Origin of the sequence: Martinezella lusitana (genome assembly GCF_014207095.1) — a bacterium.
Lineage (GTDB): Bacteria > Pseudomonadota > Alphaproteobacteria > Rhizobiales > Rhizobiaceae > Rhizobium > Rhizobium lusitanum_B.
The window spans coordinates 49,509-66,861 of record NZ_JACHBG010000016.1; the positions used below are offsets into that span (position 1 = coordinate 49,509).

Consider the following 17,353-nt stretch of genomic DNA (forward strand, 5'->3'; position numbering starts at 1 on the left):
GGAAAAGTCATGGGTATGTTTGCAGATCTAGCCTCATATCTTGTGGCCATCATTGTTTTGTTGATCATCATTGCCGCGGCGATCAAGATCCTGAGAGAATACGAGCGCGGCGTCGTTTTCACGCTTGGCCGCTTCACTGGTATCAAGGGACCAGGATTGATCCTGCTCATTCCTTACGTCCAGCAGATGATACGGGTCGACCTGCGCACGCGGGTACTCGACGTACCCAGCCAGGATGTCATCTCGCATGACAACGTCTCGGTCCGTGTCAGTGCTGTCATCTATTTCAGGGTCATGGATCCTGAAAAGTCGACGATCCAGGTCGCAGACTTCATGATGGCGACAAGTCAGCTTGCCCAAACGACGTTGCGTTCGGTGCTTGGCAAGCACGACCTCGACGAGATGTTGGCGGAGCGGGACAGGCTCAATGAAGATATCCAAAAAATCCTCGACATCCAAACAGACGCCTGGGGCATCAAGGTCGCCAATGTTGAGATCAAGGATGTCGACATCAACGAATCCATGATCCGCGCAATCGCGCGCCAGGCTGAAGCCGAACGCGAGCGTCGCGCCAAGGTCATCAATGCCGAGGGCGAGCAGCAGGCGGCTGCCAAACTGGTCGAAGCGGCCGAAATCCTGGCCAGGCTACCGGAGGCAATGCAGCTTCGCTATTTGAGCACGCTAAACGTTATCGCTAACGAAAAGACGTCGACGATCCTGTTTCCCTTCCCGATGGAATTCGCCAATCTCCTTTTGGCCAAGATAGAACAACCGACGAAGTAGCCGAATACTGGAGTCTCACCCTAGGATCCGTCGCAGCTGATGCCATTGAAACCAATCTTATCGCAATCATTGGTTTTGAAGATATTTTGCGCCGGGATATCGATGCCGTTTAAAATGCTATCGAACTCCTGGAGCAACGGACAAGCCGAGTCAGATTGTCATTCGACACCGGCAAATGACCCTATCAGCATGAGGAATTACAAAGAGCTACAGTGCATATCGGCGTCGAGACCCCTTGCTGATTTACAACATGACCGCCTGGTGTGCTCGATGCGTGTCGCCCGCGATGATGGCTTCTACCAGTTCCTCATGCACATCGTATCGAAACTGCAGGCACGCCGCGGCGGATACCATCAAATGTTGATCATGGGGTGGCGGTTCCGCGAATGAGAGCACGACTTGCTGGCTCAAGAAAGCCACGCAGATCAGCTCAAAACCTTGCGTATGCGAAGCCGACACGCCTGTTGGAGGCGCAACATCCGACGGCTTTCTTCACGATGGAAAAACCGAATTTGATATCCGGGGAAATTCTCGCGATCAAACTGACCGATCTCCCCACAAAGTGAGGACGACGCCGGTTAAACGAAAAACGACTCCTGGTTCTTCGTTCGGAATCGAGGCATCTCATCCGAACTCACAATAGACAGCAATCTCAGCTTCCGCGACGAGTTCGTCATGAACACGCGCTTCGCCCCGATAACGCCAAATATTGCGACGATATGCAAGCTTTGTGAGGTGATACTCGACCACATCGCTTGGGCGCACGGGAATCCGAAATTTCGCGTTTTCCACGGAAAGCATGTAGATGACCTTTGGCGCCAACCCTTGTATCCGCTTTGAAGCAGCGCATGCGATCCCAGCTGTTTGCGCCATACCTTCAATGATAAGCGTCCCTGGAAAGATCGGACTTCCAGAGAAATGTCCTTGAAAATAGGGCTCATTGATCGAGACGTTTTTGCGACCAATGCACTGATCCTCACCGTTCATTGAAAGAATCATGTCGACGAGAAGAAATGGATAACGATGAGGTATGCAATCGAATATTCTGACGATGTCGCTAGAGTTCAAACCAACTACCGAGTTCATGTAATCTTTCTTGCTTTCCAATATGATACGTCGACGCACCAGCCCACCGGATACTATGCCGTCCGGGGTGTTCGACACGTGAGGGATGCCGAGATTTCAAAACAGAATAGTGGCTTGCTTATGTCAAGAAATTGAAGGTGTTCTGTTAAGGATTTGCGAAGGAGAGCGTACTTGGCGAGAACTGCAGATATACCCCTGGGCTCAAATGTGGCTATCCGAGCGTGCGAACGATTGGGTCAATGATGTGAAACCGGACTTCTGCTTCGTTGAATGCAGGTGCCGCTCGTATCACAGCATCAGATAGAAGATCGCTCATCGGGATGCTCCTGCTTTGCGTGTTATCAATAGCGGAATCTGCTTGGCGCTCTTCCCTGATGTCCTCCTGATGGCTCTCGTAGGACTTGGCATAAAGATCGATCTGCAGATGCTATCGGAAGGTCTCAAGTTGGGCATCTGTGAGAGCGAGATTGGCGAAGATTTACATCCCCGCCTTGACATCGTCCTTGCCCGTCTTCGTGAATGTAAGAAAATGCCTCTTCAGGAAGTCGACGTCATAAGCGGTTGGCAGCCTGTCCTGACCTGACCTATAGTAGCCATAGAGGCAGTACTCCAGGGAACCATCGGCCGGGCAGCCCTTTGCTGCGAAATGCTTCAGCATCGCTATGACGGCATCTTTGATTATTGAGTGGTTGTAGTCCAAGCCTCTATATTACTTGCACTGGATGAACAGCGACTGGTGATTTTCCGTCAGGTCAACATCCTCGAACCCTTCGACAACCATCTTCGAAGAGTTCCACCCCAGTGACAGAATCTGGAGGATCGAGTGATCAAACTGGCAGAAGTAGCCAAGGATAGTTGCATCGGCTGATCACGTGGCCAAGGAATAATTCTTCGAATGGCGGAGGAATCATTGGCCACATTTGATCAGGGGGTCGCGTTCGCGTGCCAATTGCGAATGAAGCTACTTCAGGCTGCATAGGTAGAGTAATTTCGTCAGCGGCACTCATGGCGTGCAGGCTCATCAAGGCCGGGCGCGCAGAACGGTACTGCGCGAAACTTGCTGATTTCCTTGGAGCTTTGATAGTTCCTAAGAGGGCCAACGGTTCGCATCCCTCCAAGAGCAAGTAGGTCAAAAGCTGCGGCCTGTTTCGAGCCTGAGCCTGGCGAGCGCACAGACGGTAGTTATCGCTCAGTTTCGTGACCTCGCAGCCGAATCTAGTACATTGTCCTGCGATAATCTTCCTCGAGCCCTTCGTCCATCGTTCGCATTTCATCGCGGTCCGTCGGGGCTCCTGTCGTCTCGTCCAGGATCATGTTTATGAGCGAGGGCATCTCGCTGCGATTCTGGAAATGATCTGCGCTCCATAATCTGGAGCGTCGGAAAGCCTTGGCGCAGTGCAAGAAGATTTCGCTGACAGTTACGATGATCGCAAGTTTCGGTGCGCGGCCGGCGACCGCCATATCTTTCAGAAGTTGCGGGTCACGGGCTAGAGCAGCCGACCCGTTTATGCGCAACGTTTCGTCAAAGCCGGGAATTAGAAAGAGCAGTCCGACGTTCGGGTTGGCAACGATGTTGGCCAGCGTATCGAGACGGTTGTTGCCCGGGCGATCGGGGATCGCAATAGTACGCTCATCAAGGACCTTCACGAAACCTGGAGGATCGCCGCGCGGACTGACGTCAGCCTTTCCGTCCAGATGCTGCGAACCGATGCACAGGAACGGCGAGCGCCGGATGAATTCTCGCGCATGCGCTCCCAGAGTATTCTGACACTTCAGTGTAGCCAGAGAGTGGGTTGGCTCGAAAAGCGCCCGAAGTGATTGCTCATCTTCAATTGCGAAATTGGGATTGAGTTCTAACGCTGCCATGATTTGTCTCCCCCGATTGCTCCCGTTTGTCTCCTTGCCGGTACGGAACATCTCAGATCTCGATTGATCTCCTTACTATGAGAACTGAGGTACGTACATCAAAAAGCGATACATGATATTGACGGAGAGATCAATGTGATTTTTCGGCATTGCCGGAGGTCTGGGGTGACAGCAATAGTCCTATCTGAGCAAATGATTGGGTCCGCTCCTGGCCGATGGCGTTGAAAAAGTCCCGTTGCGCCCTTGGGGCAGCATTTGCTTGGTGGGCGCCCCCCCCCCCCCGAGGTGTCGTTCCCTTCACGCTGGCATCGCCGCCGGGTTGCAGGTACCGGCCGGCGTCCTGCGGGACAAACAGTTCCGCAACAGTCGGCTTCGTCATCGCAGGTAGTGGATATGGGGTCGGCCATGGTAAGGCGAGAGTTCCACTCGTGCCTCGATGGTAAAGACATCCCTCAGCAAATCTTCCGTTAGCACGTCTTCAGGTGGCCCCGAAATGACAACCGCGCCGCGCTGCATGACGATCAGCTGGTCACAGAACATGGCGGCATGGTTGAGATCGTGGAGGGCGATGATGCTGGTGACGGGCAATCCGGCAATCAACCGCATAAGACCAATCTGATGTTGGACATCGAGATGGTTGGTCGGCTCGTCGAGAATGAGTTCTTTCGGCGCCTGCGCCAAGGCCCTCGCGATATGCGTACGCTGCTTTTCCCCGCCCGACAGGCTTTGCCAACTGTCTGCGCGTTTCCCCATCATGCCGGTGCGCTCAAGTGCGTCTTCGACTGCGTCGTCATCTGCAGGCGTCCAGCCTGAAAACATCGACCGATGCGGAAAGCGGCCGAGTTTTACGACATCGATAACCTTGAGATTGGCGTTGGTGGTGGCGTGCTGTTCGACGAAGGCGACGCGCCTCGCAATCGAGCGGCGCGACATTCGCTGCAGATCCTGCTGTTCGAGCGTGATGCGGCCGGAGTTCGGTCGTTTTAATCCGGCAAGGAGGCGCAGGAGCGATGTTTTGCCGGAGCCGTTCGGGCCAAGTAGGCCCAGCAACTTGCCGGCGGGTGCTTCAAACGAAACGCCGTCAAGCACGATCTTCGCGCCGATCTTCCAGGTGATGTTGTCGGCCTTGATGCTCATGATGCGCGCTGAAACCGGTAGAGAATGACCGAGAAGAATGGAACGCCCACCAGGGCTGTGACCACCCCGATTGGCAGAACCTGTTGGGGAATGAGAATGCGCGAGGCGATGTCAGCCAACACCATGAACATCGCTCCGATGATGGCGCAGACCGGGAGCAGGCGGACATGGAGTGGCCCGACAATGAAACGTGCTACATGCGGCACGACCAGTCCGACAAATCCGATCGAACCGACCATGCTCACGATCGTTGCCGTCATCATCGCAGTCAGCGCGAAGAACCCCAATCGTGCGCGTCCGACATTGACGCCAAGGGATGAGGCCGCCTCGTCGCCAAAGGCGAACGCATCGAGGATCCGCGCACAAAGCAGACAGGCAGTAAGCCCGAAGGCCACGACGATCGATACAAGTACGAATTCCGGCCAGCGGACGCCGCCGAAACTGCCAAGCAGCCAGAACATCACATCGCGTGCCTGCTGCGCATTTCCGGATGTCGTCACGATATAGGATGTTGCCGCATTGAACAGCTGAGAGGCGGCAACGCCGGCAAGGATCGTGCGATCAGCACCGCCTCGCGTGCCGTTCGACAAGAGAGCGACGAAAAGAAAGGCCGAAAATGCGCCGGCAAAGGCTCCTGCCGAGAGCGATACCGTACCTGCACCGACACCCAAGATGACAATTGCCACGGCGCCGGTCGAGGCGCCTGCCGAAATGCCGAGCACGTAGGGTTCGGCAAGCGGATTTCGAAGAAGCGACTGCATGATGGCACCCGAAAGGGCAAGGCCCGCTCCACAGAAGGCGGCCACTAATGCCCGGCTCAGGCGATAGTCAAAGATCACCGTTTCGTGGATGCGGTTAAGTTCGATCTCCGTCCAACCGAGCTTGTTGGTGACGGCATAGAACGTTGTCGATAGCGGTATCGGCAGATCGCCGATACCGACGCTTGTAGCAATGATCAGGCCGATGGCCGCAAAAGAGGCAAAAAGCAGCAGGCACAGGACGGCCAGCTGCTGGAGAGTTCGATATGTGCCGGTCACTTCAGCAGGCCAAGCGCCTTGAGTTGCCCGGCGATCTGCTCGGCGCCATAAATCGTCCGGATGGTGGGGTTCATGGCCTGGCCGTCCATGACGACGATGGCCTTGTTCTTGACCGCCGCAAGCTGGCTGACGGCGGGATCGGTGGTCAGAAACCTGATCTTTGCTTCAGGCTTGTCGAGTTCCCAGCGATTACGGTCGAGGTTGGCGACGACGATGACGTCAGGATTGGTGGCGATGACGCTCTCCCAGCCGAGCGTCGGCCATTCCGCCTCTGCCGTAATGGCGTTGCGGCCGCCAAGCAGATCGGCGATAAAGCCTGAAGCGCTGTTCTTGCCGCCGAGATAGGCGTCGGAGGACGGCGACTGGCTGGAAAACCAGAAAACAAAGGAGAGCGGCTTGCCATCTCTAGACACGGAGGAACGAAGAGCCGCCTCGCGGGCCTTGAAATCGGCAATCAGAGCCTGGCCGCGATCGGAGATATTGAAGATCTGCGAGAGTTCATCGATCTCTCTGTAGAGCAGATCCATGCTCCAAAGCTCTCCGCGGCTGCCATATTGATCCTTGACTGCGGCTGTGCTGAGGCATGTGCTTGGCGATAGATAGGTCGGGACGCCGACCTTTTCGAAATCCTCGCGCTTTGCGACCTTGCTGCTCGGCCCCATCAGGCTCGGCAAGGCGGCGGCGACGAAATCGGGGCTCTGCGAGAGGAGCGATTCAAAGGTCGGGAATTCAACAGTCAGGAGCTTGACCTTGGCGTTGGCCTCGGCGAGTTCAGGAAGCACCTTGCTCGGCCAGAATGCGGTACCGACCATCTTGTCCTTAAGGCCAAGCAGAAGAAGGATTTCAGCGCTATTTTGCCCAAGCCCGATGGCGCGCTCGGGAGCTTTTTGGAATGTGACCTTGGCGCCGCAATTATCGATTGTCAGGGGATAGGTGGTGGAGGCGGCAGACGCCGCTATTGTTGCCAGGCCCAAACCGGCCCAGAGACCGGAGATGGTTAAAAGTGATTTCAATATAGTCACGGAAAAATCCCGGTGGTTGCGATGAGCATTCTCGTGCGAAGGCGCCTGCGGTCGTATAGCCCGGTCAGGCGCACAAAAACAAGAGAATATAACTCATATTTATGCAAAGCAGATCGAGATAGCGGAATGGGCTGGACTGCGGTGCCAGGTCACCCATCGACGCCGCGCAAGAGCGTCCGTTTCAGCCGATGAATATGACTTGCGCCAATCCCGCAGCAGCCGCCGACGATTGTTGCACCAGCATCCACCCAGGAGCAGGCAAAGCGTGAATAGGCGTCATCGTTCAGATCGTCACGGGTCATATGAAGGCCCTCGTTGGCCGCGGACTCGCCTTGTTCGCCTTCGAAGGCATTGGCATAGACGCCGATCTGAAGATCGGAGCCGGCATGCTCGATGATCGCGGCAGTCGTCTCGACGGCTGCACCCATGACTTCCGGTTTGCTGCAGTTGAACAACAACGCCTCGGCGCCGGAGGTTACCGCCCATCGCGCCGCATCCTTGACCGTCTCGCCCGAGCGCAATCTTGGAGCAGCGCCGTTCCCTTGCGCGGCGTCATCGGCTAGCGTGAACGAGATCCAGAATGGCTTGCCCGTTTCCGCGACTGCCGTGCGCACGGCCTGCCCTTCGGCGAGCAAGCTCAGCGTCTCTCCCAGCCACACGTCGACATAGGGATTGAGGTTTTCAACCAGAACCTTGAGATAGTCCTGCACCCGAGACGGGTCGAAATTCTGCGGCTCGTACGAGCCAAAGATGGGGGGCAGAGAGCCTGCAACCAGAATTTTGCGATCCTGGCAGGCATCTGCGGCATCGCGAGCCAGTTGCCCAGATCGTGCGATAAGGGCAGGGCCTTGCTGCCAGAACCGCTCCTCGCCGATATGGAACGGGACGAGCGCATAGCTGTTGGTGGTAATGACATCCGAACCGGCGGCAATGAACTCGTCATGGACCTGCCTGACGATGCCGGGCGAATTGATCAGCGCCAGCGCCGACCATTCCGGCTGCTTCAATTCCGCCCCGAGGCGCAGGAGTTCGCGGCTCATGCCGCCGTCGAGAATGTAGGTTCTGTTCATGAATTAAATCTCCAGAATGCTCGGATCTGCGGAGAGCGTCGGTCTCTCCTTCGTGTGTTGGCTAGCGCCGCACCGGCACCTGCGCCTCCAGAAAGCGGAAGCTTCGAGCGATGATGGCGGTTAGAACGAGATAGAAGACGGTAACGACGATCAGCGGCTCGTAGACGAGCAGCGTGTCCTGGCGCACCTTGCTTGCAACGGCGTAGAGATCCATCACCGTGACGGTGAAGGCGAGTGGTGTCGCCTTCAGCTGCATGACGACTTCGCCTGCGATCGTCGGCAACGCGATTCGAATGGCCCGCGGCAGCCAAATGCGTCGCGTCAGCGTGATGGGACTCATCCCGAATGCACGTCCTGCTTCCAACTCCCCCTTAGGCACCGCAAGCAACGCGCCGCGCAGGACTTCTGCCTCGTATGCCGCATAGTTCAACGTGAAGCTGACGGCAGCGAAGAAGAAGCCCTCTCGCAGGATCGGCCAGAACATGCTCTGCCGGATGCCGGGGATCATTGGCAGAAGGGAACCGACGCCGTAATAGAGCAGCCAGAGCTGTATCAGCAGCGGTGTGCCTCGAAAGAAGGTGCAATAGCCACGGGCAAGCGTTCGAAGGAGCGGACCGCCGCTGACCTGTGAGAAGGCAAGGCCGATGGCTATCACGAAGCCAAAGGTAACGGAAATCACAAGCAGCGTCAGCGTTTGCACGGCACCCGTCAACAGGAGTGGCCAGTATGATGCTATCCATGAGAAGGTCAAATCATCGCTCCTCACGTGGGCTTTGACTGGCCACGCCGCACGCGTCGCTCGAGGAGATCGAATATCGCATTCGAGACGAGAGTGAGTGCCAGGTAGATGAAGGCGGATGCAAGGAAGAATATGAAGTAGTGCTTGGTGCTCGCACCGGCGAGGCGAGTGGCAAGGGCGAGTTCCTGATATCCGACGACCGCCACGAGCGCACTATCCTTGGTGATCGACATCCATAGATTGGCAAGGCCGGGCAGCGCGTTCGGCAAGAGGGCAGGCAGGATGATGCGACGGAAGCGCAGCCATGGCCCCATGCCGAATGCCTTCGCTGCCTCGATCTGGCCGGATGGGATTGCAAGGATCGCGCCGCGCAGCACCTCCGTCATATAGGCGCCCTGTACGAAGCCGAGCACGGCAACGGCCACTGCGAAGCCGTTCAGTCCGAAGGCCGGCAGATTGAGCACGGCGAGAAGCCGGTTGAAACCATCGATCCCGGCATAATAGAGCCCGACGATCAGGATCAGTTCGGGGACTGCTCGGATCGCGATAGTGTAGAATTCAAGCACGAGGCGTAGCAGCCTGCTGCCGGAGAGTTTTCCGAGCGCGCCACCGGTACCAAGCAGGAGGCCAATCAGAAAGGCGCCGGCGGAGATGGCGACCGTCGAGGCGGCTCCAGTCAGCAGTACGCCGCCCCATCCAGGTGGATAGGGGGAGAGCAGCTCCAGGATGCCTTGTTGGGAGGTCGCCATCGTCGCTGTGTCTTACTTGCCGCCGTATATGTCGAAGTTGAAATACCGCTTGGTGATCTCGTCGTACTTGCCGCTCACACGGACTGCGGTGATGGCCTTATTGAGCTTTGCCTTCAGTGCGGTGTCTTCCTTGCGCAGGCCACCCGAAACGCCGGCTCCGAGGATTTCCTTGTCGTCGGCCACATCGCCCATCTTGGCGCAGCAATCCTTGCCGCTATCGCTTGCCAGGAAGGCATCAAGGGCAAGCGAATCGCCAAAGACATAGTCGATGCGACCGGCAGACAGATCCTGGAATGCTTCGTCGAGGGTCTGGTAGGTTTTCTCGTCTGCGGCCTTGGCAAAATACTTCTTGTAATATTCGGACTGGATGGTCGAGACCTGGATGCCGATGGTCTTGCCCTTGACGTCTTCTGCAGCGGCTCCAGTCTTCTGGTCTCTCGGTCCGATCAGTGTGCTGGGCGTATTGTAGTATTTGTCGGTGAAATCGATGACCTTCGAGCGCTCCGCGGTATTTGCCATTGAAGACCAAATGACGTCGAACTTCTTGCTCTGAAGGGCTGGAATAAGGCCATCCCAGGAGAGCTCAACGATCGAGCACTTTTCCTTCATCTCATCACAAACGGCATTCATCATGTCGATTTCCCAGCCCTGCCATTTGCCTGCGGCATCCTTGGCAAAGAAGGGTGGGTAGGATTCGTTCATGATGCCGAAGCGAACATCCGCCTGCGCCGTCATCGCCGAAAGGGTAAATGCAAGCCCGGCAAGCAAAGTGGAAGCCAGTCTCATCTTAGGGGTTCTCCTAGGTTTTGTTCTGTGAAAGGGAAAGATCAGGAGGCCAACATGCCGGTGAACTCCCGGCAACGGAGGCTGAGCGGTGCGTCGAAGACCTGCGCGGGCGGACCCTCCTCTTCGATACGTCCATGATGCAGGAAGAGAACATGGTTCGAGACATCGCGGGCAAAGCGCATTTCATGCGTGACCAGCAGCATGGTTCGGCCCTCCTCAGCGAGGTCACGGATAACCTTGAGCACTTCGCCAACCAGTTCGGGATCAAGTGCAGAGGTCGGCTCGTCGAAGAGCATCACGGCCGGATCGATGCACAGCGCGCGCGCGATCGCGGCGCGTTGCTGCTGGCCGCCGGAGAGAAAGGCGGGATATTGGTCGCGCTTGTCGAAGAGGCCGACCTTGGCAAGAAGCGCCTCTGCCTTCTCAACGGCCTCATAACGGGAGATGCCGAGGACATGCACCGGCGCCTCGATGATGTTTTCGAGCACGGTCATGTGTGCCCAGAGATTGAAGCTCTGGAACACCATTCCGAGCCCGCTGCGTATCCGCTCGACCTGACGCCAGCTTTTCGGCTGCATCTGTCCGTGGCGCCCCTGCTGGAGGACGACTTCCTCACCGTTGAGGACGATGCGCCCGCGATCGGGCATCTCAAGCAGATTGATGCAACGCAGAAACGTGCTCTTTCCGGATCCGGACGAGCCGATAATGGAAATCACGTCCCCCTGATTGGCCGAGGTTGAAACGCCCTTGAGGACCTGATGTGACCCAAAACTCTTGTGAAGATCTTCCACACAAAGCGCCTGGGAGGACAGCTCTGTCATACCCAATTCCAATAGAAAACAATTCGCGGAGAATATCGCGAAGAAGCGCATATTTTGCGCGCAATTTCAGATCAAATTGCAGAAAAAACGCAAAAATATATTTCTTGCGCATCTTTTATGACAGAATAGAGATATCGCTACCCTGCATCGGTGGCCGCTCAGAGGAATGGGAATGGAAAATCTGGATCGTTTTGATCGCGATATCCTCGATATCGTCCAGCGCAATTGCCAGTTCACGGCCGAGGCGATTGCCGAGGAGGTTGGCCTTTCGACGTCCGCTGTGCAGCGACGCCTGAAGCGGCTGCGCGAGGATGGCATCATCAGGGCGGAAATTGCGGTCCTGGACCGCAAGGCAACCGGAACACCGATGGTGTTCATCGTCGGCATGGAGATCGAACGGGACAACTATGATGCTCTTGCCAAATTTCGCCTTTGGGCGGAAAAGCAGGATCACATCCAGCAGGTCTATTACGTGACGGGCGCTGTCGACCTGATTGCGATCGTCACTGCTCGCGATGTCGAGCACTATGACGACATCGCTGCTGTGATCATGGCGGAGAATCCGCAAATCCGCCGCATGCATACGAATGTGGTCTTGCGTGATGTCAAGCTCGGTCTATTCGTTCCGCTCGCAAATGGCGATGACTCAAGGTGATCGAAGATCACGCAATCATTCACCGACATCTGCCGCGTTCGATTGGAAGAGTCTCAAGGTAGCTCGCTTCCCAACATGGCCCGGCGTTTTGATGCGCTCGAAACCATAAAACCACAGCGCCAAATCGATGTTCAGCGCCGGGTCTTTTGAGAGCTGCGTCAGGCCGATTGCTCGATCACCATGACACCGTAGCCGCCAAGTTCGGCCGCCCGATACGGCCTTGCCGATCAGCAGGTCGGTCCCTGCCGGCAGCTCGGCGACTTTCGTCCCATGCTCCGTATCGAGCACAAACAGCAGCTTCCTGCCATCGCCCTCGCGAAGGACCACATGACGCATGGTCTGAAAGAGCGATGCCCCATAGCACGCGCAGCCTGGAGCAATTCGTCCGGTAGGGCCGCGATAAATTTGCGCATGAGCAGCGTTGCGAAACCAGTCTGCAAAGCGACATGAAAGATGATCAATGCGAAGTAGGTGTGGTAGAAGCCAACCGGGACCATGAAATCGCGCAGCGGCATCATCATGATCTGCGCGGGCAAGAGGTCGCCGCCGACGAAGAGCGAGAAGAGGCTAGGGCGTAAACTCATAGAAATGCGTGGCGATTATCGTCTGTCATGATTCAAGGTTTCCGAACAAAGAGACATTTGATGATGCGTCGCCGCCACGAACTTACAGAACACGAATGGTCGATCATATCGCCATTGCTGTCCGACAATCCCCGCAGCTTTCCCCCGCGGATGACCGGCGGGTGCAGAATGGCATCCTCTGGCGGTTCCGGACAGTCTCGCCCTGGGCGGAAGTCCCGGAGCGCTATGGCCCGCCGACCGCCTGCGGCAACCGCTTTGTCCGCTGGCGGAGGGTCGGGGTCTGGGATCGGCTCCTGGAAGCAGTTTCGCAGACGTACGGTGGCGACATCGTCATGATTGACCCGAGCTGTGTCCGCGTCCGCCAGCATGCGGCCACGGAAAGAGGGGGCGACGGTGGCAGCATGGGATGTTCCTTCGGCGTCGCAACAGCGGACAACCGCTGGTCGTTGAACCCTGTCCCGATCGGCGCCGGCCAAGGGCTTGGACTGCGGTCGGTGTGGAGCCCGGCCGATAACCGGGGTCCTGCGCAACATCGCCGGGATGACTGAAGGCCCTTACAAGGCCACAGAGGGAACCTCCTGGATAACCCCGCGGCCGGTAAGTGGTATCTGCATGAGTTCTTGAACCGTCAAACAGAAGTCCGATCCTGTCTGGATTTTACGCGGCTATTCCGTCTCAAAACCACGCCTTAAATCGTCGGCTTTATATTCTGGTTCAGGCGGAACAAATTTGTCGGATCGAATTTGTTTTTGAGTGTGACAAGGCGCGTATAGTTTTCGCCATAGGCCGCGCGTACCCGATCTTCACCTTCGTCTCCCAAGTTGTTGGCATACACCCCACCCGTCGAATACGGTCTGACGGCATGCCACAACTCGCGGGCCCAACGCATATTGGCCTCATCGTCCGAAGAGGCGTCCCAGATGGCTATCGGGAAGCAATCATAGTGGGCGTCGCGGTTCGCATATGGCGAATCCGACTTCGAAACTCGGGCGATTGCGCCACCAACTTGCTGAAAGACCAACAGCGACGCACGCGACGGCGCCTTTGCATAGGTGTCGAGGAGCGCATCGATGAGGTCATCACCGATCTCATTGAGGAACTGAGCTTTCCAGTAGTAGCGCCTCCCGCGTGGGAAAAGCACATCGCCGCCCGATTGGATCTGAAGATAAGGCCGCGCGGCGAGGCTGCTTTCGACCGGCGAGCCGAACTTCATGAGCGGAGCAAGGATCGGCTCGCCCGCCTCGTGCGGCCCGACATAGCACGCTGAGATGCTGAAGAATCGGTCGCCCGATGGTGTTGTTACAAGTGCGGCATCAACGCTGAGTTCATCGGGCGCCTGGCGGGAGAACTCATGATAGAACTTCATCGCTCCGCGGGCATGGTCGTAACGGTGAAGGACCGACCCGACCAGCAGCGTGGGGCCGACCGGATGAAGCTGGTATTCGAACGTCGTCACGATGCCGAAATTGCCGCCACCACCCCGCAGCCCCCAGAATAGATCGGGATGATCGGAGGCGCTTGTCCGCAGCAGCGCGCCATCAGCCGTCACGATCTCGGCGGCGATAAGATTGTCGCAGGTCAGGCCGTGTTTGCGTCCGAGCTTGCCGAACCCGCCGCCGAGCGTCAACCCGGCAATGCCAGTGTCGCTGTTGACGCCCATCGTGGTTGCGAGGCCATACGCCTGCGTGGCCTTGTCGAATTCGCCCAGATTAAGCCCCGCCTCGGCTCGCGCTATGCGGCGCTCGAGGTCGACCTTCATCCCTTTCATACGCGACAGGTCTATCACGATGCCATTGTCGCACGTAGAAAGGCCCGCGACATTGTGGCCGCCGCTTCGAACGGCGATGAGGAGGCCGTATACTCGCGCGAAGGTCACCGCCTTGATGACATCGTCGGCGTCGACACAAAAGGCAATCGCTGCGGGTCGTCTGTCGATCGCACCATTCCAGACTCGACGTGCCTGGTCATAGGCGGGATCCACCGGCACCACCAGGTCGCCGCGAAGGTCTTGCCGCAACCGCTCGACGGCGGACGTGGTTGAATGGGGTATGCCCGACAGGGTGTCAGCAGACTGCTCTACATTCATGGATGTCGCCCTCCTAACCAACGGCTTATCGTCTCACCGTCTGCAACGTGCAGCAAAGGCAAAGATCTCAGGTGCTGGATGAGGAAATTTCATCTAGATTGGCGTCATGAGGAAGCTTCCACCCCTACGCTCGCTGCATGCCTTCGAGGCCGCGGCCAGACATGGCAGTTTTAAGCTCGCCGCCGACGAGCTCGGGGTGACGTCGACGGCGATCAGCCACCAGATCCGGTTGCTGGAAGAGATCTTTGGTTGCCAGCTCTTTCAGCGCCGACCGCGGCCTCTTCTACTGACGAAAGCTGGTGCCCGGCTGTTTCCGGGGCTTCGAAATGGCTTTGATGCGTTTTCTGGCGCAATCGCCGCGGTCGCCGAAACCGATGCCGCCCGGGCGGTCTTGCGGATTACAAGCCCGAATGCATTTGCAAGTCGATGGCTCGTCCCGCGTCTGTCGAAATGGCGTGAGGCAAACCCGACTGTCGCATTGGAGATTATCGGGACCGACACGGTACTCGATCTTCGTGCTGGCGCCGCCGATGTGGCAATTCGCTATGCGCGCAAGCCGCCCCAGAACTTCATTGCCCAAGAGGTCTTTCGCGACACCTTCTTTCCGGTTTGCAGTCCTCACTTACTGGCGGGCGACGGTCGGCCGATCCAGCGCGTTGCCGATCTTTTGCGTTTTCCGCTGATTCATTTTGACTGGATGAACAGGGATCCCGGCGCTCCGACATGGCGGCAATGGCTCGCTACTGCCCATTCGATTGACCCAGACTTGGAAACCGACAGAGTGTGGGATCTGAGTTTTCGAGAGGAACTGCACGCGATCGATGCCGTCGTGGCGGGCCAAGGGATAGCGATCTGCAGCGATGTCGTCATCAGCAATGAACTAAGGAATGGTGTGCTGGTCAAGGCGCACCCGCTCTCGTTGCCTGGCTATGGTTTCTATGTCGTTTCGCTAGCCCACGCGCCGCGAACTGCGGACATCGAAGCGTTCTCGACTTGGCTTCGGTCGATCGACTGAGCGCTCTTCAGTCATGTCCGCGCGGACTGTGTCTCGACAATATTGGAAGATACCACCAAGCTGTCTGAAAGCTCAGCCCCTTGCTAGCTCTCAATTGCGACTCTAGAGTGTATCGGCCGCCCCGGTTGCTAGCTGATGTGGGGCGAGTTCATCGCCAGAACCTCTTCGAATCCATCACGGTGTCGAGCCATGTCTGCGCGTCCCCAACCAGCGTATCCTTGTTCGCGTGGGAGACAACGCTGTCACAAGCCGGATGGTCAATCAGCCCGTGTTTACGCAGAACCTCAGGCCCGGTCACCAGGTCGATCAACGATCCTAGGCAGTCCTGAAGCTCTGACATAGCCTTGAGAAAGCGCTCGTGGCGACGCAGGCTGCGCTTGTCGTCGAACAGGGATGCGAAGAATTCGGCCGCATAGCGCAGCTTCTTCGCATCCTTGCGAGCTTCGTGACGTTGCTCATCGTCGACTTTCGCAAGCGCCTGTCCGTGCTTCTTCAGCTTCTTGCGCATGCCGTTCAGCGCCATGTCGGCGAATTCCACCGCCTGCAGGCTCCGGAGGTCCTCGGTCTCCGCAAGCGAAAGGTATTCGCCGCACCGAAGCCACTCGTTAAAATCCAGCATGAGCGCGCGGGCGCGGCTGGACTCCAATGCCCGAGCCACGTCATCGTAAGTGCCCTCGCGGGCGTTCTCCAGCCGGCTGCGCAAATCCGCGTCGGCGGCCTTTGCTAACAGCACATCCAGATTGCGTGCTTCTCCCAGGACGCCGGCGAGCCAGCGCAGTTCGTCGTTTAGCCGTTGCGGCTCGGCACCGGGAAGCAGAGGCTTGAAGAGGGAGAAGGCCGAACGCAACCGACGCAACGCTACTCGGGCCTGATGCAGGGTTTCGGCATGTCTCTGCCGGAGGAGGACATCTTCGTTCAAACGGAAATGCCGGAAGCAAGAAACCGCAATTGCCAGGAAGGCATCGGATGCGCGCATATTCGGTTCGAGGTCGAGACGTTCCGCCTCGAAGACGGACCTCTGCTGTTCGATCAACGCGAAACCCCTTTCCGCCTTAGAACGAACACCAAAACGGATCGGCGCGACCGCTTCGATCTTGCGCGCGAACACGAACAGGTCCTTCTCGCTGCCATCCTTGAGTTCGAGCTCGGCTTCCCGGACAGCCGTGAGCCGGTCGCCGGAAACGACCGATCCTTTGTCGATCGCCACCTCGATCTGCGAGCCATTTTCATTGACCATCCAAAGGCGTCTCTCGATCTCCACGTCGAAGGCGGGGGATACTGAGAGTTCACCGCCGAATTCAGTCTTGAGCGGATTGGAATCGTCGATAACCGGCTCGTCGCCGTTGACGGGCATCTCCCACTCCGACCGGGAGAAGAGAGACCGGCTTCGTCCCAAAGCTTTCACGGTCTGCACATGAGCATCGCCGGTCCGGCGGATACGAAGGGTAAATCCCTTCTCAAACAGTTTATGGTCCTCGGTGTCGAAGTAGGTGGCAGTTTGGTTCAGGACCTTATCGGGCTTGGTCAGAAGCTTAAGATTCGACAGCCGCTTGGCGGCTTCGGCTGAAAGTTCAAGCTTCAGTTCGACTTCGGACGGCATTGGGACCTCCGGCGGCGCTCGACACCATAACAGAGAACAACGCCTGAAGGATTGATTGGTTCATGCGGTCACCGCTGCGGGCTGGATGGCTTCAGGCTTGGACGAGTGCTCGGCAAGCAAATCCGGATTGAGAGCCATATTGTGGGGCTGCATGTATTGCCATGATGGCGAAACATTGGGGCGCGTCTTGATAGCTTCGAAAGACATCCGGAAAGCTCCACCGCATCTCGAGACAGTCGAGGCTTTCGTAACTTTTATTGTTCGTATGCGTTTAGACTAGGCACAAAGCAAGGTTTCAGCGGCGAGCCTTGTACGCA

The 17,353-nt window shown here is 57.3% G+C and carries 18 protein-coding genes and 2 pseudogenes; 4 read left to right on the forward strand and 16 right to left on the reverse strand.

Going from position 1 to position 17,353, the window contains the following annotated elements; all coding sequences use genetic code 11:
• The first annotated feature begins 9 nt into the window (after positions 1–9).
• A complete protein-coding gene (locus tag GGD46_RS24615; protein WP_184708919.1) occupies positions 10–783 on the forward strand; it encodes a slipin family protein in 774 nt (257 codons plus the stop codon).
• A gap of 624 nt (positions 784–1,407) precedes the next feature.
• Here the strand turns inward: GGD46_RS24615 and fabZ are convergent.
• The 11 genes from fabZ to GGD46_RS24670 form a co-directional block, all read right to left on the reverse strand.
• The gene (gene fabZ, locus GGD46_RS24620; protein ID WP_184708921.1) at positions 1,408–1,869 is read right to left on the reverse strand and encodes a 3-hydroxyacyl-ACP dehydratase FabZ; all 462 of its coding nucleotides are present in this window, start codon (positions 1,867–1,869) and stop codon (positions 1,408–1,410) included.
• 478 nt (positions 1,870–2,347) lie between these two features.
• On the reverse strand, positions 2,348–2,527 hold the full coding sequence (locus tag GGD46_RS24625) for a hypothetical protein (RefSeq protein WP_184708923.1): 180 nt from the start codon (positions 2,525–2,527) through the stop codon (positions 2,348–2,350).
• A gap of 557 nt (positions 2,528–3,084) precedes the next feature.
• Positions 3,085–3,735, reverse strand: coding sequence for a pyridoxamine 5'-phosphate oxidase family protein (locus GGD46_RS24630; RefSeq protein ID WP_184709053.1), 651 nt, complete (start codon positions 3,733–3,735; stop codon positions 3,085–3,087).
• A gap of 375 nt (positions 3,736–4,110) precedes the next feature.
• Positions 4,111–4,872 carry an ABC transporter ATP-binding protein gene (locus GGD46_RS24635; protein ID WP_184708925.1) on the reverse strand — a complete coding sequence of 254 codons (762 nt, stop codon included), beginning with the start codon at positions 4,870–4,872 and terminating at the stop codon, positions 4,111–4,113.
• The gene (locus tag GGD46_RS24640; RefSeq protein WP_184708927.1) at positions 4,869–5,909 is read right to left on the reverse strand and encodes an iron ABC transporter permease; all 1,041 of its coding nucleotides are present in this window, start codon (positions 5,907–5,909) and stop codon (positions 4,869–4,871) included. The genes GGD46_RS24635 and GGD46_RS24640 overlap by 4 nt, the downstream gene beginning before the upstream one ends.
• Entirely contained in the window at positions 5,906–6,931 is a 1,026-nt protein-coding gene (locus GGD46_RS24645) for an ABC transporter substrate-binding protein (protein ID WP_184708929.1), read from the reverse strand. The genes GGD46_RS24640 and GGD46_RS24645 overlap by 4 nt, the downstream gene beginning before the upstream one ends.
• A 149-nt stretch (positions 6,932–7,080) precedes the next feature.
• A complete protein-coding gene (locus GGD46_RS24650; protein ID WP_184708931.1) occupies positions 7,081–8,001 on the reverse strand; it encodes a homocysteine S-methyltransferase family protein in 921 nt (306 codons plus the stop codon).
• A 61-nt stretch (positions 8,002–8,062) separates the two neighbouring features.
• Positions 8,063–8,752 (reverse strand): ABC transporter permease, encoded by a 690-nt coding sequence (locus GGD46_RS24655; RefSeq protein ID WP_184708932.1) that lies wholly within the window; start codon positions 8,750–8,752, stop codon positions 8,063–8,065.
• 11 nt (positions 8,753–8,763) lie between these two features.
• Positions 8,764–9,489 carry an ABC transporter permease gene (locus tag GGD46_RS24660; RefSeq protein WP_184708934.1) on the reverse strand — a complete coding sequence of 242 codons (726 nt, stop codon included), beginning with the start codon at positions 9,487–9,489 and terminating at the stop codon, positions 8,764–8,766.
• 12 nt (positions 9,490–9,501) lie between these two features.
• Positions 9,502–10,275, reverse strand: a complete 774-nt coding sequence (locus GGD46_RS24665; protein WP_184708936.1) for a transporter substrate-binding domain-containing protein — start codon at positions 10,273–10,275, stop codon at positions 9,502–9,504.
• Between the two features lie 41 nt (positions 10,276–10,316).
• Entirely contained in the window at positions 10,317–11,096 is a 780-nt protein-coding gene (locus GGD46_RS24670; protein WP_184708938.1) for an ABC transporter ATP-binding protein, read from the reverse strand.
• 172 nt (positions 11,097–11,268) lie between these two features.
• On the opposite strand from GGD46_RS24670, the gene GGD46_RS24675 reads away from it, so the two are divergent.
• Complete coding sequence (locus GGD46_RS24675) at positions 11,269–11,751, forward strand: Lrp/AsnC family transcriptional regulator (protein WP_184708940.1); 483 nt, start codon at positions 11,269–11,271, stop codon at positions 11,749–11,751.
• Between the two features lie 15 nt (positions 11,752–11,766).
• Here GGD46_RS24675 and GGD46_RS24680 read toward each other — a convergent pair whose 3' ends face one another.
• Together GGD46_RS24680 and GGD46_RS24685 are read right to left on the reverse strand one after the other, a co-directional pair.
• Positions 11,767–12,039: a hypothetical protein gene (locus GGD46_RS24680; RefSeq protein ID WP_184709069.1), complete on the reverse strand. Its 273-nt coding sequence runs from the start codon at positions 12,037–12,039 to the stop codon at positions 11,767–11,769.
• A gap of 30 nt (positions 12,040–12,069) precedes the next feature.
• Positions 12,070–12,317: pseudogene (locus GGD46_RS24685) on the reverse strand (ABC transporter permease subunit); the annotation flags it as partial.
• 78 nt (positions 12,318–12,395) lie between these two features.
• Between GGD46_RS24685 and GGD46_RS24690 the strand changes: the two are divergent.
• Positions 12,396–12,754 (forward strand): annotated as a pseudogene (locus tag GGD46_RS24690) (transposase); the annotation flags it as partial.
• A gap of 269 nt (positions 12,755–13,023) precedes the next feature.
• On the opposite strand, the gene GGD46_RS24695 reads toward GGD46_RS24690, so the two are convergent.
• Positions 13,024–14,421 (reverse strand): FAD-binding oxidoreductase, encoded by a 1,398-nt coding sequence (locus tag GGD46_RS24695; RefSeq protein ID WP_184708944.1) that lies wholly within the window; start codon positions 14,419–14,421, stop codon positions 13,024–13,026.
• 106 nt (positions 14,422–14,527) lie between these two features.
• Here GGD46_RS24695 and GGD46_RS24700 point away from each other — a divergent pair, with 106 nt between their 5' ends.
• Positions 14,528–15,436 carry a LysR substrate-binding domain-containing protein gene (locus GGD46_RS24700; protein WP_184708946.1) on the forward strand — a complete coding sequence of 303 codons (909 nt, stop codon included), beginning with the start codon at positions 14,528–14,530 and terminating at the stop codon, positions 15,434–15,436.
• 148 nt (positions 15,437–15,584) lie between these two features.
• Here GGD46_RS24700 and GGD46_RS24705 read toward each other — a convergent pair whose 3' ends face one another.
• Together GGD46_RS24705 and GGD46_RS24710 are read right to left on the reverse strand one after the other, a co-directional pair.
• Complete coding sequence (locus tag GGD46_RS24705; RefSeq protein ID WP_184708948.1) at positions 15,585–17,036, reverse strand: CHAD domain-containing protein; 1,452 nt, start codon at positions 17,034–17,036, stop codon at positions 15,585–15,587.
• A gap of 60 nt (positions 17,037–17,096) precedes the next feature.
• Entirely contained in the window at positions 17,097–17,243 is a 147-nt protein-coding gene (locus GGD46_RS24710; RefSeq protein WP_184708950.1) for a hypothetical protein, read from the reverse strand.
• Positions 17,244–17,353 lie beyond the last annotated feature (110 nt).